Annotated in this window: 17 protein-coding genes; 9 read left to right on the plus strand and 8 right to left on the minus strand. The window is 58.7% G+C overall.

The features are described 5' to 3' along the window. Positions 1-224: 224 nt before the first annotated feature. The 4 genes from NKJ76_RS10715 (at position 225) to dddP (ending at position 5,664) form a co-directional block, all read left to right on the plus strand. Complete coding sequence (locus tag NKJ76_RS10715; protein WP_352537364.1) at positions 225-1,766, plus strand: trimethylamine methyltransferase family protein; 1,542 nt, start codon at positions 225-227, stop codon at positions 1,764-1,766. A gap of 59 nt (positions 1,767-1,825) precedes the next feature. Then, complete coding sequence (locus NKJ76_RS10720; protein WP_352514404.1) at positions 1,826-3,475, plus strand: ABC transporter substrate-binding protein; 1,650 nt, start codon at positions 1,826-1,828, stop codon at positions 3,473-3,475. 92 nt (positions 3,476-3,567) lie between these two features. Next, positions 3,568-4,260 carry a cobalamin B12-binding domain-containing protein gene (locus NKJ76_RS10725; protein ID WP_352514403.1) on the plus strand — a complete coding sequence of 231 codons (693 nt, stop codon included), beginning with the start codon at positions 3,568-3,570 and terminating at the stop codon, positions 4,258-4,260. A gap of 72 nt (positions 4,261-4,332) precedes the next feature. Continuing rightward, a complete protein-coding gene (dddP, locus tag NKJ76_RS10730) occupies positions 4,333-5,664 on the plus strand; it encodes a dimethylsulfonioproprionate lyase DddP (RefSeq protein ID WP_352537365.1) in 1,332 nt (443 codons plus the stop codon). Between the two features lie 267 nt (positions 5,665-5,931). Here the strand turns inward: dddP and NKJ76_RS10735 are convergent, their stop codons facing one another. The 7 genes from NKJ76_RS10735 to NKJ76_RS10765 form a co-directional block, all read right to left on the minus strand. Further along, the gene (locus NKJ76_RS10735) at positions 5,932-6,882 is read right to left on the minus strand and encodes a GlxA family transcriptional regulator (protein WP_352514401.1); all 951 of its coding nucleotides are present in this window, start codon (positions 6,880-6,882) and stop codon (positions 5,932-5,934) included. A 13-nt stretch (positions 6,883-6,895) separates the two neighbouring features. After that, complete coding sequence (locus NKJ76_RS10740) at positions 6,896-7,537, minus strand: dimethylsulfonioproprionate lyase family protein (RefSeq protein ID WP_352537366.1); 642 nt, start codon at positions 7,535-7,537, stop codon at positions 6,896-6,898. A gap of 21 nt (positions 7,538-7,558) precedes the next feature. Further along, complete coding sequence (locus tag NKJ76_RS10745; protein WP_352514399.1) at positions 7,559-8,350, minus strand: pyrroline-5-carboxylate reductase family protein; 792 nt, start codon at positions 8,348-8,350, stop codon at positions 7,559-7,561. A gap of 89 nt (positions 8,351-8,439) precedes the next feature. Beyond that, positions 8,440-9,678 (minus strand): GlxA family transcriptional regulator, encoded by a 1,239-nt coding sequence (locus tag NKJ76_RS10750; RefSeq protein WP_352537367.1) that lies wholly within the window; start codon positions 9,676-9,678, stop codon positions 8,440-8,442. Beyond that, positions 9,675-10,724 carry a quaternary amine ABC transporter ATP-binding protein gene (locus NKJ76_RS10755; RefSeq protein ID WP_352537368.1) on the minus strand — a complete coding sequence of 350 codons (1,050 nt, stop codon included), beginning with the start codon at positions 10,722-10,724 and terminating at the stop codon, positions 9,675-9,677. Before NKJ76_RS10755 ends, NKJ76_RS10750 begins: the two co-directional genes overlap by 4 nt. Further along, entirely contained in the window at positions 10,721-11,605 is an 885-nt protein-coding gene (locus NKJ76_RS10760) for an ABC transporter permease (protein ID WP_352514453.1), read from the minus strand. Before NKJ76_RS10760 ends, NKJ76_RS10755 begins: the two co-directional genes overlap by 4 nt. Before the next feature lie 175 nt (positions 11,606-11,780). Beyond that, a complete protein-coding gene (locus tag NKJ76_RS10765; protein ID WP_352537369.1) occupies positions 11,781-12,764 on the minus strand; it encodes a glycine betaine ABC transporter substrate-binding protein in 984 nt (327 codons plus the stop codon). Between the two features lie 302 nt (positions 12,765-13,066). Between NKJ76_RS10765 and NKJ76_RS10770 the strand changes: the two genes are divergently transcribed. Genes NKJ76_RS10770 through NKJ76_RS10790 form a run of 5 tightly spaced genes read left to right on the plus strand, consistent with a single transcriptional unit; the run spans position 13,067 to position 18,316 of the window. After that, positions 13,067-13,771: a GntR family transcriptional regulator gene (locus tag NKJ76_RS10770; RefSeq protein WP_352514395.1), complete on the plus strand. Its 705-nt coding sequence runs from the start codon at positions 13,067-13,069 to the stop codon at positions 13,769-13,771. A gap of 13 nt (positions 13,772-13,784) precedes the next feature. After that, entirely contained in the window at positions 13,785-14,690 is a 906-nt protein-coding gene (locus tag NKJ76_RS10775; protein WP_352537370.1) for a dihydrodipicolinate synthase family protein, read from the plus strand. Between the two features lie 2 nt (positions 14,691-14,692). Next, on the plus strand, positions 14,693-16,192 hold the full coding sequence (locus NKJ76_RS10780) for an aldehyde dehydrogenase (RefSeq protein WP_352537371.1): 1,500 nt from the start codon (positions 14,693-14,695) through the stop codon (positions 16,190-16,192). Then, on the plus strand, positions 16,189-17,529 hold the full coding sequence (locus tag NKJ76_RS10785) for an NAD(P)/FAD-dependent oxidoreductase (protein WP_352514392.1): 1,341 nt from the start codon (positions 16,189-16,191) through the stop codon (positions 17,527-17,529). Before NKJ76_RS10780 ends, NKJ76_RS10785 begins: the two co-directional genes overlap by 4 nt. Then, entirely contained in the window at positions 17,522-18,316 is a 795-nt protein-coding gene (locus tag NKJ76_RS10790; protein ID WP_352537372.1) for an SDR family NAD(P)-dependent oxidoreductase, read from the plus strand. The genes NKJ76_RS10785 and NKJ76_RS10790 overlap by 8 nt, the downstream gene beginning before the upstream one ends. Here NKJ76_RS10790 and NKJ76_RS10795 read toward each other — a convergent pair whose 3' ends face one another. After that, positions 18,317-19,054 carry an SDR family NAD(P)-dependent oxidoreductase gene (locus NKJ76_RS10795; RefSeq protein ID WP_352537373.1) on the minus strand — a complete coding sequence of 246 codons (738 nt, stop codon included), beginning with the start codon at positions 19,052-19,054 and terminating at the stop codon, positions 18,317-18,319. It abuts the gene before it with no gap.

The following is a 19,054-nucleotide window of genomic DNA, read 5'->3' on the forward strand; positions in this document are numbered from 1 at the left end:
CCCCGGTTCCTGACCCCGCCGCGTCGGCTATCCTTACCAGGTAACCGGCACCTGCGCCGTCGACCCAGGTATAAACTGAGTTTAACGCCAGCGAAACCTTTTGCGAGTCCTCAGGGCGTTCGCCGAACCCTATCATCAAAGTCAATGAGCAGGGCCGCGTTCCTTACGCGGACCGAAGAAGGCTCTTTTGACGGCGACCTTTTGCGCCCCTCTGGGAAAACGCGATGTTGGACACTGATACTCCCGCAATCCGGCGCCGCGGAGGACGCGCGTCGGTCGTAGCCGCCCGGGAAGCAGAGAAGAGGCCTCGCGTCTCGACCATCAAGTACGGCATTCGGCCTGTGGAGGCCGTCACGGCTGAGCAGCTTGAGCGCATTCACCAGGCTTCGTTGGCGATCTTGCGCGAGATCGGAATCGAATTCCGCGATGAAACGGCGATCCGGCAATGGAAGGAGGCTGGCGCCGACGTCCAAGGCCAGCGTGTGCGCCTCGATGGCGAGATGCTGATGCATCTGATCTCCAAGGCGCCATCCCGTTTTGAGATGACATCTCGCGATCCGTCACAGCGTTTCGAGATCGCGCCGGACACAATGACCTTCGGCGCCATGCAAGGCGCGCCAAACGTCCGTGACCTTCAGGGTGTGCGACGCGCATCCACGATCGAGGATCTGCGGAACATGAACCGGCTGACCCAGATGCTGCCGGGGTTCCATATCGCCGGCGGGTTCACCTGTGAGCCGACCGACATCGCTGTTCCATGGCGCCATTTGCACATCAACCATTCGAGCCTGGTGGAAACCAACATGCCCTTCTTCGGTCTGACGACCGGGAGACAGCGAGCCGAGGACTCGGTCGCCATGGGGCAGATCGTCCATGGCACGGCTTTTATGGACCAGAACGCGGTGATGATGGGGCACGTATCGGGAAACTCACCGCTGGTTTGGGATTCGACCATGCTGGAAGGGCTCCGCGCTTTCGTCGAAGCGAACCAGGTCGTCCTGCTGTCGCCTTTTGTGCTCGGTGCCGCAAACACTCCCGCCGACATCCCGGCCACAATCGCCCAGTTGAACGCCGAGGCGCTGGCAGCCCTCGCCTACACCCAGTTGGTCAGGCCCGGCGCCAAAATGATCTATGGGCAATATTCAGTCTCGGTGTCGATGCGCAGCGGCGCCCCGATGTCCGGCATGCCCGAAGTCACTCTGATCAACGCCGTCATCGGCCAACTGGCAAGGCGGTATGGTCTGCCGTGGCGAACGACTGCATCCCAGTCATCCGCCAAGACCTTTGATGCTCAGTCCGGCTACGAGTCGGCGATCGCTTACATGTCGGGGGCGAGCGCAGGCGCGAACCTGATGATGCACGCGGGCGGCTGGGATGAGGCCGGCCTCGTATGCTGCATGGCGAAGTTTGTCGCCGATGCCGAACAGAACCTGCTGATCGAAAAATACGCGCGGGGGATTTCGTTCGAGCATTTCGACGACGCTCTCGAGGCAGTGCGGCGCATCGGCCCCGGCGGCCACTATCTCGGAGATTCCTTCACGCTCAAGCGCTTTAAGGACGCATTCTTCGCGCCTGAGATCCTCGATTACCTCAGCTATGAGCAGTGGAAGGTCAAAGGCTCCAAGGATATGGCGCAGCGCTGCCGTGAGAAAGCGACATCGATCATCGCGAGTTACGAGCAGCCGCAGATGGATCCAGCCGTGCGCGAGGAACTCGATGCATTCGTGGCGCATCGCAAGGAGGAAATCTCGCCAAGCCTCGCCTAGGCATCCGCCCAAGAACCCACGCGATCAATATCCGGGAAACACTAACAAGGGAGAAGAAAATGGGACTGTTCAGAAGCAATGGGAATCACGTTCCGGCTGCCATCGAAAAGATGGCGAGCGACGTCAAAGCCGGACAAATGGACCGGCGCGAGTTTCTCGCGCTTGCAAGCACGTTCGGCGCCTCGGCTGCGATGGCCTACGGCTTGATCGGCGTGGCATTGCCGCAGCCCGCACGCGCGGCCGAGCCGAAGAAGGGCGGGACTCTGCGCGTGTCCATGCCGGTCAAGGCGCAGAAAGACCCACGTACCTATGACTGGGTTGAACTTGCCAACATTTCTCGCTGCTGGCTCGAACCGCTGGTTCGCTACACACATGAATTCACATTTGAACCTGTCCTGCTGGAAAGCTGGGAGGTCAATGAGGATGCCACCGAATATGTCTTCCATGTCCGGAAGGGCGTGACCTGGAACAATGGCGACGCTTTCGACGCCGATGACGTAGTCCTCAACATCACCCGCTGGTGCGAGAAGGGCGTCTCCGGCAATTCGATGGCCGCGCGCGTCGGGGGACTGATCGATACCAAGACCGGCAAGGCGAGAGATGGAGCGATCGTCAAGGTCGATGACCATACCGTCAAGCTCAAGCTGAGCGACCCGGACATCGCCATCATCGCGAATTTCACCGACTACCCTGGACTGATCGTCCATCGCAGTTTCGATGCCGGCGGCGCCGACCCGGTCGCAAAGCCGATCGGAACGGGCGCCTTCGAACTGGTATCCTACGCGGTCGGCAGCAAGGCTGAAGTCAAGCGGCGGGAGAATGGCAAATGGTGGGGCGGCGAAGCTCTGCTGGATGGAGTGCAATTCATCGATTATGGCACCGACTTCCAGGCAACGGTGGCAGCCTTCGACTCCGGTGAGATCGATGTGAATATGGAGACACCGGCTGACTTCATCGACATTCTGGACAAGATGGACGTGGTCAAATCGGAGGTCGCCACCGCAACGACGCTGGTGTGCCGCACCAACACGGCCAACAAACCCTACGACGACAAGAAGGTCCGTAATGCGCTGCAGATGGCGGTCGACAACAACACCATCCTTCAACTCGGCTATGCAGGACGGGGAACGGTCGGCGAAAACCATCACGTCGCGCCGATCCATCCGGAATATTATGCCTTGCCCAAGAAGAGCCGGGACGTCGAGGGCGCGAAGAAACTCATTGCTGAATCCGGACATGCCGACTTCGAGCATGAACTAATTTCGATCGACGAAGACTGGCAGAAAAACACCGGTGACGCCATTGCGGCGCAGCTTCGAGAGGCCGGCATCAAGGTCAAGCGCACGGTGCTTCCGGGTTCGACTTTCTGGAACGACTGGGCGAAGTATCCCTATTCGCTGACCGTTTGGTACATGCGACCGCTCGGGGTGCAGGTCCTGGCGCTGGCTTATCGCACTGGCGAGGCGTGGAATGAGACTGCGTACGCAAACGCCGACTTCGATGCCAAGCTCAAAAAGGCGTTCTCGGTCAGCGACGCCGCCAAGCGGAAGGAACTGATGCAGGACATCGAAGACGTGCTGCAGGATTCTGGGGTCATCATCCAGCCGTTCTGGCAAAGCCTCTTTGGTCACATGAACAAAAAAGTTCAGAATTATGCAATCCATCAGACTTTCCAGATGGATTTGCAGAAAGTCTGGCTGGCAGCCTAGCAGACTCCCAAGGCTCCAACCGGAAGCCTGGTCGGTGCGCCATCGAGCATGGGGTGCCGACCTCCTTTGAACTATGCGTGAGGCGACCCGACATGGCCGACGACGAGATCATCCTTTCCGAGCTTTCCGACGACGAGTTGGTGCAGCAGATGCACGACGACCTCTATGACGGGTTGAAGGAAGAGATCGAGGAAGGCACCAACATCCTGCTCGAGCGCGGCTGGGTGCCCTACAAGGTGCTGACCGAGGCGCTGGTCGAAGGCATGCGCATCGTCGGCGAGGATTTTCGCGACGGCATCCTGTTCGTTCCCGAAGTGCTGCTCTCCGCCAACGCGATGAAGGCCGGCATGTTCATCCTGCGGCCGCTGCTCGCCGCCACCGGCGCGCCCAAGCAGGGCAAGATGGTGATCGGCACCGTCAAGGGCGACATCCACGACATCGGCAAGAACCTCGTCGGCATGATGATGGAGGGCGCCGGCTTCGACGTCATCGACCTCGGCATCAACAATGCGGTCGAGAAATACATGGCAGCGATTGAAGAGCACCAGCCCGACATCATCGGCATGTCGGCGCTGCTGACCACGACCATGCCCTACATGAAGGTCGTCATCGACACGATGAAGGAAAAGGGCATTCGCGACGACTATGTCGTCCTGGTTGGCGGCGCGCCGCTCAACGAGGAATTCGGCAAGGCCGTCGGCGCCGATGCCTATTGCCGCGACGCGGCGGTAGCGGTCGAGACGGCCAAGGATTTCATGAAGCGCAAGCACAACGTCCGCAACTGAGTACCCATACTGCCGATACCCGCAGAACAGAGGCACAGGCATTCTTTGCCGAACCCAAGAGACTTCGCCAACATGTCCTCGTTTTCGATCATCAGTCATAAAATCGATCCCACTAGGGGAGAGATCGCGCGAAGGCCTGATGGGAGCATCGACGACAATGATCGTGTCGAAATAGGACCGACGGACATCGCGTTTGCCGAGTGGGCTGCATTGGGTCTCTCGGCTCCCACCCTCGATCGGATGAGAAGCACGCGCCTCCAACGGATCGTGAGCCAGCTACGCAAGCGGGACTACGCCGGCGTGCTATGCTTCGATCCATTGAACATCCGATATGCAACTGACTCCTCGAACATGCATCTTTGGATCACGCACAATCCGTCACGGGCCGTTTTTGTTTCAGCAGGTGGCTACGTTGTTCTTTGGGACCTCCATCACTGCGGGCACCTTTCGGAGCATCTGCTATTGGTGAACGAGATTCGCATGGACGGTGCGGGCTTCTACTATTTCGCGGCTGGCGATCAGGAGGAAGCCGTTGCCAAAAGTTTTGCAGGGCAAATTGATGAGTTGTTGCGAACGCATGGGGGCAAGAACCGCCGCCTTGCAGTCGATAAGATCGAGATCCCCGGCTTGCGCGCACTGGACGCCGCCGGCATCGAGATCTGCAACGGTATGCAACTCATGGAGCATGCAAGGGCTGTAAAGGGTATCGACGAGATCAATGCCATGCGCTGCTCCCTGGCAACGTGCGAAATCGCGGTTGCGAAAATGCGCCAGCTTTTGCGACCAGGTATTGCAGAAACCGAATTGTGGTCAGTTCTCCATGCAGAAAACATCGCGCGCGGAGGCGAATGGATCGAGACACGAATACTCACTTCTGGCCCGAGGACAAATCCCTGGATGCAGGAAGCAGGACCCCGAAGGATAGCGGCAGGAGATCTGGTTGCCTTCGATACCGATATGGTGGGACCATATGGTATGTGCGCAGACTTTTCGCGAACCTGGTTTTGCGGTGATGGGCGCCCCAGCGATGAACAACGCAGACTTCACGCCATAGCTCTTGAGCACATAACGACCAACATGGAACTTTTGCGGCCAGGCATCGCCTTCACTGAGCTCACCCAGCGCGGCCACAAACTACCTGAAGAATTCGTAGATCAACGATACGGGGTCATGATGCATGGTATCGGGCTGTGTGACGAATATCCTGCGATCTATTACCCTCAAGATTTCATTCCGGGAGCGTTCGACTACATCCTCGAGCCAGGCATGACATTGTGCGTAGAGGCTTACATTGGTGCCGTCGGGGGCCGTGAAGGCGTAAAACTCGAAGAGCAGGTCCTGATAACCGAGGACGGGTACGAGAAGCTCACGAGGTGTCCTTTCGACGCTGCATTGATCAGTTGAGCCGCTGTCTCCAGGTCTGGTTTCGATGTCGGTGAGTTTGGCGGCCGAAGCATCACCCTCCTGCTATTCGACGACCAACCCCATGACAGGCGACGATCGAACCCTTGATGGCGGATTGACTATGGGTATCCCGCTTGTCGGCACGACCGAGACAGTCACGCCGCCGTTCTCCAGGCGCCTCACGAGGTGCCCTAAGCCAGCCGCACGGGCGGTCTTGTGCTTGGCCCGTCACGGTTACTCACGGCCTCTGTCAAAGCAGGCAACAAATCAGCCGCTCCTGATCGTGGTCGGCCTAACGCCGGTGTGCTGGCGGAAAACGCGACTGAAATGTCCGGCGTTCGTGAAGCCACACTTGGACGCGATTTCGCCAATCTGCAGATCGCTATTTTCAAGCAAGGATTTAGAGCAGTGCACCCTCAGGGCCAGGTAGGACGCCATCGGGCTCAGCTCGAGTTCAGCCGCAAAGAGCCTTTCCAATTGCCGCCGGGAGCAACCGACCCGACCGGCTATGTCTGTGACAGACATTTTCTCTTCCAGATTGCTCTCCATCAACAGCAAAGCTCGTCTTACCACCCGGCTCGATGCATTTGGAAATAGATCGCCAAGTGGTTGGACATCGCGGGTGCTGCGGATACGGTCAAGGACGAGGATCTTGGCCGCCTTCTCCGCGGCCTTCTGGCCGATCAATTGGGAAACGAAGAAACCTGCCAGATCGGCCGCGCCCGTACCTCCAGCGCAGGTCGCGCGATCACGATCGACCGAGTAAAGACTGTCGGCGTTTGCGTTGACTTGGGGAAATGACGTCCGAAAATTTGTGATATGGAACCAGCTTACGGTTGCTTTGTATCCATCCAGCAAGCCATATCGGGCAAGGACGAAACTTCCCGTGCAGAGCGCGGTCAACGGTATTTTCTTCTCGGCAGCGCGAAGAAGAAACTGCTCACCATCGGAGCTTAGTCCGCGGCTTTTGTCGAGAAGGCCCCCGACCACGACAATGTTGTCGAAATCCTCGGGTCTGCCCGAGGTTTTGCCAGGGAGCAATTCGACGCCGCAACTCGCCCTGATCGGCAGGCCATGATCGCCGATGATCTGCCAGTCGAATTCGACCCGACGGCTCCTGTCCCCTTCATCGCCTGCCAGGCGCAGTGTGTCGATGAACAGCGAGAGGGGCGAAAGCGTGAAATCCCGAACCAGCAAAAATGCAAATCTCTTGGTCACGCGATAAGTATCTCTATTCCGACGACTTAACCGGTCTGCCAAGGTCAGCAGGGGGCTGGCTGCCGACCCATAGGCACCAGAAAGCCAGCAATGGAGCGTTGTCTGAGGCCATAGCGTGCCGGATGTTCGGTTCGTTGTAGAGTGTCCCACCGACACCCGGCTCGAACCAACCCGAATTGCCGTGCTGGAAACGGCCTGGTGACAAGATGAGGTACACTTCTTCGGGCCCGTGATTGTGATCAGGGTATCGAACATCGGGGGCGAGCAGCGAAGCGCCGACGGCGACGTCCTTGCGTTGCTCGAGACCTCCTTGCCCGATGATCATCGAGTTTGCGTGACCAGTCGACCAGTTCTCGCTGGCAAAAGGCCCATTTGCTGGCCGCACAGCCCATTTCAGATTTGGCTCTAACGCAGCAAATGCATCCGTGACGCGAGCGAGCTGCGCTGATCCTGACCGCCCAAAGGAATAGGCATTTCCAAGATGCCGGCAAACCGGGATTCGCGTGCCTTGTACGGTGCCGCTTGTGCCCGCTACGCGAAGTGCTTCAAAAATTCGGGCGACTGAGGCTTCCGCTTCCGCCTCCATGGGGGCAACTGCAAACGCCTCATCGAGGGCCGCCACAAACGTTTCCAGCAATGTCGATCGGCTTTCCAAATCCTGATTTCTCCTCGTGCTTCAATTACGAATGATTGTCGCAGCCTTAGCGGCGGCGGCCTCCAGTCCGCTTGCCACGACATGGTTGAACCCTCCATCCAGCATGGCTTGCAACGCCGCGGCGGTGAGGCCGCGATAGTCGATCATTTCTTTGACGATGTCTGCCGGGTCGACATCGCCGCTAGCAAACAGCTGGCTGGCACCGGCCACCAAACCCTTGGCGGCGCGTTTGGCAAAATCGGGCGGAAGCCCTTGGCTGACGGCATGTGCTACGAGCGCTTCGGCAAGCAGAGCTGGAAAAGCCGCACCGGTGCCTGTCATACCCGCACAATAGTCGACGTGGAATTCAAGCGGTACCTCGGCGGACTCCCCGCAAGCCTCAAACAGCTGGTGGACCACGCGCTTGTTTTCAGCCGAGACCGAAGCCGTTGCAAACCACGGGGTAAAGGACCGGCGGATCGCGGCGGCAGCATTGGGAATGGACCGGACGATCTCGTGCGTATTCGTGCCGTCAGCAATCGTCTGCGCCGAAATACCGGCCATTACGGACACCACCAGCTTGCCGCGGGCATCAATGAGCACTCCTGGAAATTGATCTGGGCGGACCGAAAGAACTACTACGTCTGAACGTTCGACCAAATTTTTGTTGTCATGGGTCCACTTTGCACCCGGAATGTCCACGCGGCGATCTGATCGTCCAGATAACGTCAAGCGGGTCGGATCAATCGACCCGCTTGAAACAGCTGCTTGCGCTATGGCGCTCCCGAGCCAGCCATTGCCGCCAATGATGCCTATGCGCGCTTCGATGCTCACGTGCAAATCTCCCTCTCTGGCCTACAGATGTCGAGCGTCGGAATCTTCTAGCGAGCCACGCCAAGTTTGGTTGCTGTGGAGCAAGCTGATCAGATACCGGAAAACTGCCTTTGGAGGCCGTGCCGACTGGACTCTTCAGATACTTCCCGGCTGCGCGTTGTCGGCCATTCCTGACGACGGACAAGCCGCCCTCCCTGCCTGTGCGCAAACGGCGATTCCCCATAGGTGGCTTTGTACAGCCTGGAAAAATGACCGTGGCTCGCAAACCCGCAAGCGAAGGCAACTTCCGTAACAGCGGTTTCCGTCTGCAGGATCAAATGTCGCGCGCGCTCGAGCCGGATTTCCAAGAAATACTTCTTGGGTGTCGTTTGGAGGTACCTCTCGAAGAGACGCTGCACTTGCCTAGGCGTGATTCCGATGCGGCGGGCGATCTCAGCGGCAGACGGCGGTTCCTCGATTCGCTCGCGCATGATCTGAATTGCCTCGATTAAATGCCTGCTTCGGATGCCGCTGCGCGCCTGTAGCGAGAAGCCCTGTACAGAGTTGGCGGTGCGAACGCCGCTGTAAACCATCTGCTCGGCCACGGCGATCGAGAGATCTCGACCATGCTTCCTCTCAATCAGGTGAAGCATCAAATCTGTGGCAGCAGTGCCGCCTGACGCGGTGATGCACCTTTCGTCCGCGACGAATACGCTGCGGACCAAGTCTACTTGGGGAAATTCCTGGCGGAAACTGTCATGGTACTCCCAATGGATTGCGGCGCGCGCACCGTCCAGAAGGCCGGCCCGGGCCAGGATGTGTGCACCCGAGCACAAGGCCCCGATTTGCACGCCGCGGGCGCGCTCCCGTCTTACTGCCGAGACCAGCAGGCGGATATCTTTGTGCTGCATGTCTATTCCAGAGAGCACGAACAGCATGTCACATGCCGGAAGCCTATCGAACCTGTGATGCACCTTGGTCTCGAAACCGTTGGAGCTTCTAGCTGATGCTCCGTCCGCCGAGCCAAGCGACCATGTGTAGAGTTGCTTTCCGCTCACAAGATTGGCGAGACGAAGCGGCTCGCTCGCGCATGAAAACGCGAAATGCGTGAAGTCATCAACCAAAGCGAACAAAAAACGTTGGGGCGTCTGCGATCGTGCCAAGCCTGGTTCGAGGGACTTTTGACGCACAAGATTGTAGTCAGGCTGCTCGATCCTGGCTTGCTGAGTGTGCTGCTTTGTGCCGGCTGAAGCTCTTGTCTCCCTGCCGGTAAAGGCGTGGTCGGATAGCTTCCCGAGCTTATTGTTTGACGTATTGCCCCCGACAATCGGATGGCGGATCCCGATCATTTCACCTCCGCCTCGCCTTCCGATGAGATGGCCGCCGTGATCAGGCGTAGGGAAACCGCTCCGATAGGGCGATCACGGTCATCAATGATGATAGCCGTATCGAAGGATGAACTCGTCAGTTCTCCGGCGGCGACCTCGAGCGTGGTACCGGACTTCAACTTTGGCATTGAACCGGTGTCGGATTGTCCGAGCGCCTCCATCACCGCGTCAACCTTCAGGTAACGCGCGCGGTTCACATCCTTGATGAAACGCTTGATGTAGTCGTCGGCGGGGTGGATTAGAATACGCTGGCTGTCACCTTGTTGGATGATCTCCCCGTCACGTAGAATCGCGATCGAATCGCCAAGCCGAAGTGCCTCGTCGAGGTCGTGAGTTATGAACACCACGGTCTTTTTCAATTCCTTTTGCAGTTCCAGCAACATCTTCTGCATGTCGGTTCGGATCAGCGGATCAAGAGCCGAGTAGGCTTCATCCATCAGCAGAATGGAGGCGTCGTTGCTCAGGGCGCGAGCGAGTCCGACCCGCTGCTGCATACCGCCCGACAACTCATTGGGATAGCGCGCTTCAAACCCATTGAGACCGACCCGTTCGATCCAGCGCATGCCGATCTCGCGGCTTTTGGCCTTTTCCATCCCGCGCACTTCCAGCCCGAACGTCACGTTGTCGATGACGCTGCGGTGCGGCAGCAGGCCAAACCGCTGGAAAACCATGGCAGTATGGTTGCGCCGAAACTCACGCAGCTTCGTTTCCGGCATGTCCAGGACGTTGCGCCCGTTAACAAGTATGGAACCGGAGGTTGGTTCGATCAACCGGTTGACGTGGCGGATCAGAGTCGACTTCCCGGACCCCGAAAGGCCCATGACAACCTGGATCTTACCTCCCGGCATCGAGATATTGATATTGTTCAGGCCCAGAATATGCCCATGGACTTTGCTCAGTTCGGTCTTCGTCAGACCGTTCTTAATCGAATCGACGTACTGCCGAGGCGAAGGCCCGAATATCTTATAGAGATCACGAATCTCGATCGAAGTTTCGTTGCTGCTCATGCCGCGCCGCCTCGGTGCTTCTGCAGCCGCTGACCATATGCCTGGCTGATCCTGTCGAAAATGATGGCGATGCCGACAATAGCGAAGCCATTGAATATTCCCTGTGTGAAATACTGGTTGGCGATGGCCTGAAGCACGTTGAGTCCAAGGCCTTGCACGCCGATCATAGAGGCGATGACCACCATACCCAGCGCCATCATGATGGTCTGGTTGATACCGGCCATGATCGTGGGCATCGCGAGTGGAAACTGAACCTTCCAAAGCTTCTGGGAGCGTGAGCAGCCATAGGCGTCGGCCGCCTCGAGCACTTCCTTATCGACAAGCCGGATGCCAAGGTCGGTGAGGCGGATGATCGGCGGGATGGCATAGATAACGACGGCAATGAAACCGGGCACGCGGCCGATGCCGAGCAGCATGACAACGGGAATGAGGTAAACGAAGGGCGGCATGGTCTGCATGACGTCGAGGAGTGTCTTAAGGACACCGCCGAAACGCTCCAAGCGGTTCATCATGATGCCCAGGGGAATGCCGATACCGATGGAGAAGATCGTCGCGGCGAAAACAAGCGAGATCGTCAGCATAGCATCGTGCCAGAGGCCCAGGAGACCGATAGCGATCAGCGTGCCGACCACTCCCGCGACCACGCTCCTGTTATGGGACGCAAACCAAGCGATGCCGGCGAGCACCAGAATGATGAGCGGCCACGGCGCACCTGTCATGACGTTCTCAAAGAAAGTCAGCATACGCTGCAGTGGATAGAAAGAGTTCTCGATAGACTGGCCATACAGGCGAGTCAGCGCTTTGAGAGAACCGTCAATGCCGCGCTTGATAGCGAGAAGAGCCTCGGGACTTACCTGAGGGAACTTGAACAGCCAATCCATATCTATTCCCCCTTCTGCGCCACCTTGCGCCGAAACCGTGCATGCCGGATCGGCGGCGGCGAATTTAAATTCCGCCTTGTCCATCGCACGGGCAAAGGGCATTTTGGTCCATTGGACGACGGCCTGCGATCCGGGAGGCCCCGGAGTCGCCGGGGCCTTCCGGTAGTCTCAGGTTTTAGAGAGCGGCCTTGACCTTCGCTGCGACCTCGGCGGGAACCCACTTCTCCCAAACTTCCGGCATGTTCTTCAGGAACCACTTGGCACCATCGGCACCGTTTGCCTGGTTATCGGTCATCCAAGCCATCACCTTGCTAACTTCTGCCTGGTTCCAGCTGCGCTTGGCCAAGTAGTCTTTGACAGCCGCATCGGCGCGATCCGAAAACGACTTGCTTGCCAACGTGACCATCTCGGCCTGCTTCCAATAGTTCGGCTTCGGGTCTGGGCAGTCCTGCTTGGAGGTGCAGCGTGCCCATTCAGCTTCATCGTGTGCCATCTCGAGGCGCACCATTGGGTATTTGACGAGAAGGGAGGTAGGCGCCCAGTATTGGGTGATAAAGCCCTGCTTCTGCTCATATGCCTTCGAAATGGCACCATCGAGAGCAGCGGCCGATCCGGTCGGCACCATGACGAAGTTGGGGTTATTCAGAGCCTTGAAGAGCTGAGCGGTGACAACGGTGTCGCCCCAGCCTTGCGGGCCCTGGATGACAGCGCCCTTCGACGAGTCCTCGCTTGAGGGAAACAGTTCTGGATGCTTCATGGCATCCTCGACTGTCTTAATGTCCGCATGCGCCTTGGCGAAGTATTCCGGAATGTACCAACCCGAAACCTGACCGTCGCTGATTGCCGTGCCAACCTGGCTGATCCGGCCTTCCTTCTCCCCATCCGTGTAGACTGCTCCAAGCAGACTCGGTGTCGCCTCAGAGGCTATATCCGGTTGGCCCTTTTCAATCATAGCGGTGATGGTCGGGACGGTATCACCGGCCACGACGGTCGCGTTGCAGCCATAGCCTGTCTGCAAGATCGCCTGATCGACATTCGTCATGGCCTGGCTGGACTGCCAGCTAAACTCACCCAATGAAACATCGCCACAATCTGCATAAGCTGACCCAGCAAAACATGTTGCAGCGATGACGACCGTTAAAGGAAGTATATTCTTCACTTTATTCTCCTCTGTAGTGATGTGAATGTAGCAATTCGATAAGCATGCTCTCATATATATTTTGGCGCACCTTCAGATTGCTTGTATAGAGCGTTAGAATGCTGCAATTTCATGATCACAACGTGGCAAACGCTCGCCAGTTGGAATCGCAGCAGGATGATCGGCCCCATTTCCCAGTCGCCCGTCTTGGCGATCTTACCTGCGCTAAAAAACACAAAACGAAGCTGTAGACAATATGTATTTTATCCCGCTACAAAGAACCTTCACTAAGGTTCGCGTCGAGGCGATCGGGAGCGGGGGCTATGGAAGAGGACAATCGGAGTAGGAAAGCGATCTGCCTGGATGCGCTCCGGCGGCGAATTTTGACCCAAGACCTGGAACCCGGTCTTTACGTCGACGAGACGCAACTGGCCGATGCCTATTCAATCTCGCGTCCGCCGCTTCGCGAAGTGCTGCGCCAGCTCGCCGGAGAAGGTTATCTCGTCTTGCACGAAAATCGCGGAGCTCAAGTTGCCCCGATGACGCACAAGACGTTGCGCAACTTCTTCGTTGCCGCACCGATGATCTATTCGGCTGTTTCGCGGCTGGCTGCGGAGAATGCCAAGCCGGCACAAGTGATGCGACTGAAGGATATCCAGTTGCTCTTTCGTGCCGCCATCCGCGATGGAGACACCGCAGGTAGAGCCCTTATGAACGAACGCTTCCATGCGGTTATTGGCGAGATGGCTGACAATGATTTTCTGATACCAAGCCTGCGGCGGCTGCTGATCGACCACACCCGCATTGGCATGACCTTCTACAATCCGCGCAATCCGGCACTGGCAGCGCAGCGCGCCATAGCCGCCGACCAGCACGATGAATTCATCGAGTTGATCGAGGCTGCCGATTCTGACGGCTCCGCCGCCCTAGCGATTGCGCACTGGGAATTGTCTCGAACAGAAATCGAGAGTTTTGTCCGCGTGCCCAGCATCCAGATTCCTTTGGGTCGCGCACCCGTCGCCGAGTGAAAGTGAGGGAATTATGAAGTTCGAGGGTATTTACACACCTGTCATCACTCCGCATCACGACGACGGTTCGATTGATCGGGATAGTTTTGTCATGATGGTCGAGCATCTGATCGAATCTGGTGTCCAAGGCATCATCAATGGCGGATCGACAGGCGAATACTACGCCCATACCATGGATGAACGGATCGAGATGGCCAAGCTTACCAAGGAGGTCATCGGAGATCGGGTAGAACTGATCATCGGCACCGGCGCGATCCGCTTACCCGATTCGATCACGATGGCCGACACCGCAGCGAGTATCGGCGCCTCTGCCATCCTGATCGGCTCGCCTCCCTATTCGGTCCCAACGGAACGCGAGAATGCCTTGAATGCGCTTGCCATCGACCGCGCGGCCGACCTTCCGATCATGCTCTACAACTATCCCGGCCGCATGGGCATCAACATGGGCGAAGAGTTTCTCGACAGGGTGGGGCGAAGCCGGAATTTCTGCGCCATCAAGGAAAGTTCCGGCGACATCAACCGCGTCCATCTTCTGGCGCGAGACTATCCGCATATTCAGATGTCGTGCGGGATGGACGACCAGGCGCTTGAATTCTTCGCATGGGGCGCGCGCAGCTGGGTCTGCGGCGGCTCTAACTTTTTGCCGAAAGAACACATCGCGCTTTACAAGGCTTGCGCAATCGATGGTGACTTTGCCAAGGGCCGACGCATTATGTCGGCCATGATGCCGCTGATGCGCGTGCTTGAACAAGGCGGCAAGTTCATTCAGTGCATCAAGTATGGCTGCGAGATGGCCGGCTTCAAGGCCGGCCCCCCCAGGCCGCCCCTGCGGGCGCTGAACAGGGATGATATGCGCGAGCTCGAACAGGTCGTCCAGGTACTGAAGCGGACGATCTCGAAAATCCAGGCGGAGGCATGAAAATGGGCAATCTTCTCACACACGAAGAATATGCAGCGCTTGCCGCCAAGATCGAGTTCCCGACCCAGGCCTTCATAGACGGCAGCTTTCGGCCCGCGATCTCCGGAAAAACCTTCGATACGACCAATCCAGCGACTGGAAAAGTCCTTGGCAAGGTCGCGGCATGCGCCGCCGAGGACGTGGACTTCGCCGTCCAGAAAGCACGAGACGCCTTTGAGGACGGTCGCTGGTCGCGCCTGCATCCGACAGCACGCAAGCAGATTCTGCTCCGCATGGCCAAGCTTATAAAGCGCAACGCCCGCGAACTCGCGGTTCTCGAAAGCCTCGACAGCGGCAAGACAATCTATGACTGCGAGAACGTCGACGTGCCCGAGACGATCCACTGCTTGCAGTGGCATGCGGAGCTTATCGACAAGATCTACGATCAGGTGTCTCCAACCTCCGACAACCATATTGCAATGATCGTTCGGGAGCCGATCGGCGTCGTGGGCCTCGTCCTGCCCTGGAATTTCCCACTGCTGATGCTGGCGTGGAAGATCGGTCCGGCACTTGCGGCAGGCAATTCCGTCATCGTCAAGCCGGCCAAGGAAACGACGCTGACCGCACTGCGAATTGCCGAATTCGCGATGGAAGCGGGCGTCCCCGCGGGTGTATTTAATGTGCTGCCAGGTGGCGGCGCCGAAGTTGGTGAACCTCTCGGACGCCATATGGATGTAGACATGGTGTCCTTCACCGGCTCGACCGCGACAGGACGGCGATTCCCTCAATATTCGGCCGACTCCAATCTCAAGGAGGTGACCCTCGAGATGGGTGGCAAAAATCCAGCCGTGGTTCTCGACGATGCCGAGAATCTCGACCGTGTCGCCGCCCACATTGTCAACGGCGCGTTCTGGAACATGGGCGAAAACTGTAGCGCGGCCTCACGTCTTATCGTCCAGCGCGGCATCAAAGACGAGTTGATGAAACGGGTGGTGGCGCACGCGCGGGAATGGCCGATGGGCGATCCGCTCAATCCGGAAAATCGCGTCGGCGCGTTAGTCTCGATGGCGCATTTCGATAAGGTGTGTTCCTATTTTGAGAAGGGGCAAAAAGTGCTTCTCGGCGGCAAGGCCAAGGACGGCTTTGTCGAACCCACAATCATCGACGTCACAGACACGAACTCCAAGATCGTTCGCGAGGAGGTGTTCGGCCCGGTACTTTCGGTACTCACGGTTGGCAGCTTCGAGGAGGCGATCGCGCTGGCCAACGACACGGAATACGGCCTTGCTGCATCGATCTTCACCAGCAACGTCAAGCGCGCGTTGCGCGGCGCCCGCGCCATTCGAGCAGGCACCGTGACTGTCAACTCATTCGGCGAAGGCGACATCACGACACCCTTCGGGGGCTTCAAGTCGTCTGGCTTCGGTGGCCGTGACAATGGCATTCACGCGCACGACCAGTACACTCGCATCAAGACCATCTGGGTCGACCTTGCCGACGACGCCGATGAGGCTGTGGATTGAGCTCATACTCCGCGCGGCGCTTGCCGGTACGTCTAGGACCGGCGGCCTGGAACGCCATCCTTGGACAACAGGTGTCGCTCCCGCGAATTGAGGGCGACAGCACCGCCGATTTCGTCATCATCGGCGGTGGTTTCGCCGGCCTGTCAGCGGCAAGGCGGCTGACAGAATTGCAGCCGGGAGCGCGTATCACTGTTCTCGAAGCCGGGCGACTGGCCGAAGGGGGCACCGGGCGTAATTCAGGATTCATGATCGACCTGCCGCACGAAGTGCAGTCTGACAATTATTCCGGCGACGGCGACGACCGCGCAATGATCGGGCTCAATCGCCACGCCATCGCCTATGCACGCGATGCCGTCGAAGAATACGGCATAGACCGGAACTTCTTTGACCCAGCTGGCAAGATCAACGGTGCAGCGAGCGCCGCTGCAGATGAACACAACAGGAGCTACGCCAGCCACCTGACAAAGCTCGGCGAGCCGAGCGAACTGCTCGGCGAACGGGCCATGCGTGAGGTCACCGGCTCGTCGCATTACGTTTCCGGGCTTTACACGCCCGGTACGGTGATGCTGCAGCCGGCCGGATACGTCCGCGGTCTCGGTGCTGGTCTCGTGAGCAAAGGCGTCACCATCTTCGAGGACAGCCCGGTCACTGGCTTCGTGCGCGAGAGCGGATGCTGGCGCGTGATTGCGCCAACCGGCTCGGTGAGCACCCCGCGTGTGATCCTGACCGTCAACGGACATCTGGAAAGCTTCGGTTTCGAGCAAGACCGGCTAATGCAGATATTTCTGTTCGCCGTGATGACACCCGAACTGGATGCTGAAGCGCTCAAAAGCCTCGGCGGCCAGCCACGCTGGGGGGTTACACCTTCCGATCCCATGGGCACCACCGTGCGTCGCATCGACCTCGGGCAGGGCGGAAACCGAGTCGTGACACGCACCTGTGCAGTGCTGAGGCCGAACTGCGAGGCGACGCAAGCCGACCTCCAGCGCGCCGCCAGAGTCATGCAGCGCAAATTTGATCAGCGCTTCCCGAGCCTCGCGGGCATGACCATGGAGTATGCGTGGTCCGGACACCTATGCTTGACGCTCAACGGCGTTGCCGTGATGCGCCAGGTCGACGACGGCGTCTATTCCGGCTGCGTCCAGAACGGTCTTGGAACGACGCGCGGGACCTTGACCGGCATTGGCGCAGCCGAACTGGCCTGCGGACAGACCAGCATTGTCACGGACTATTTTACGGCCCAAGCGCGGCCTAGGAAACTGCCACCGCAACCGTTTCGCCAGATTGGCGCCAACTTCTTGCTGCGTTGGAAGGAATGGAAAGCGCGCGATGAATAAAACCAATCCGATGCAGAGAACAGGCACGATCATTGTCACCGGCGCGACCCAGGGTATCGGCAAGGCGATCGCTCTGGCAGCCTTGCGCGAGGGCAAAAGAGTGATCGCGGTAGGACGGTCTCAAAAGAAACTTGAGGCGCTCACCGCGGGTGTGGGCGACGCCGCACCCGGGTTGGTTGCCGAAGCTCTTGATCTTCGCGACGCGCGAGCCTTTGGCGCTCGACTGGCGACCTGGATCGATACCGATCCCAATATCATCGGGCTGGTGAATGCCGCCGGTATGCTGGAGACAGGCAGTCTGCTGCATTGCGACCCTGAAAGCCTGCGTCGGGTTATCGATCTCAACCTGATCTCCACACTGGAAATCACGCTTCCGGTCGCGCGGCATATGGCATCGCGACATGCGGGCAGCATCGTAACATTGGGGTCGAATTCAGGCACAGCGGCGCGCATGGGGCTCGGCTCTTACCCGGCTTCCAAGGCCGGCATCATTCATGCGATGAAGTGTCTTGGATTGGAGCTTGCCGAGTATGACGTTCGCTGCAACATCGTATCGCCGGGCTCAACGAACACCGCAATGCAGCAACATTTTCAGACGACAACAGGCAGTCGAGAAGGCGTTTTGAAGGGTGACCCGAAACGCTACCGCCTTGGCATCCCGCTCGGCCGCATGGCCGAGGTGGAGGACGTCTGTGATCTCGTCCTGTTCCTGCTGTCGGGCCGTAGCCGCCACATAACCATGGAAAACATCGTCATCGACGGCGGCGCAACGCTCGGCGCCCGCTAATCACTGTGGCAGACTGAGCTTCGCCATCCGGCCGCCGTCCACGGTCCAGACTTGTCCAGTGACAAAAGCCGCCTCTTCGGATGCCAGCCAGGCAACCAAGGCTGCAACCTCTTCCGGCTTGCCGGTGCGACCGATGGGATGAATTCGGGCGATGTCGCGGCGAAAGGCGACCGGGTCGGGCATGCTGTTGATGAAATCAACGTTGAGGTCGGTGTCTATCCAGCCCGGCGCCACTGCATTGCAACGAATGCCTTCCCCGCCGTGATCGACCGCCACGGCACGGGTCAGCCCATGCAGACCAGCCTTCGACGCGCAGTAGGCGGCGTGCTTCGAGTTGGAGCCGAGACCTTCGATCGAGCCAACGTTGACGATGCTACCCTTCACTGCGCGCAGGTGCGGCAGGGCTGCCTTGATCAGGAGAAACGGCGCGGTCAGATTGATGCGCAAGGTCCGCTCCCAGTCGGCGAGCGACACGTCTTCGACGCGGGCTTCCTGCATCATGCCGGCATTGTTGACCAGCACGTCGAGGCGCCCGGCGAGCCCGACGACGTCGTCGATAATGGCCTCGGGGGCTCCGCCGTCGGCGAAGTCGGCGGTCCTCGCTTCGAACTCGGCATGATCGCCTCGCTGTGCGGTGAACACGCGCGCGCCGTCCTCTCGCAGGCGAAGCGCAATGGCGTGACCGATGCCGCTGCGCCCGCCGGTGACGAGCGCCACCTTTCCGGTGAAGCGGCCCAT

The organism is Mesorhizobium sp. M0029, from assembly GCF_040323735.1.
In the GTDB taxonomy this organism is placed as follows: domain Bacteria; phylum Pseudomonadota; class Alphaproteobacteria; order Rhizobiales; family Rhizobiaceae; genus Mesorhizobium.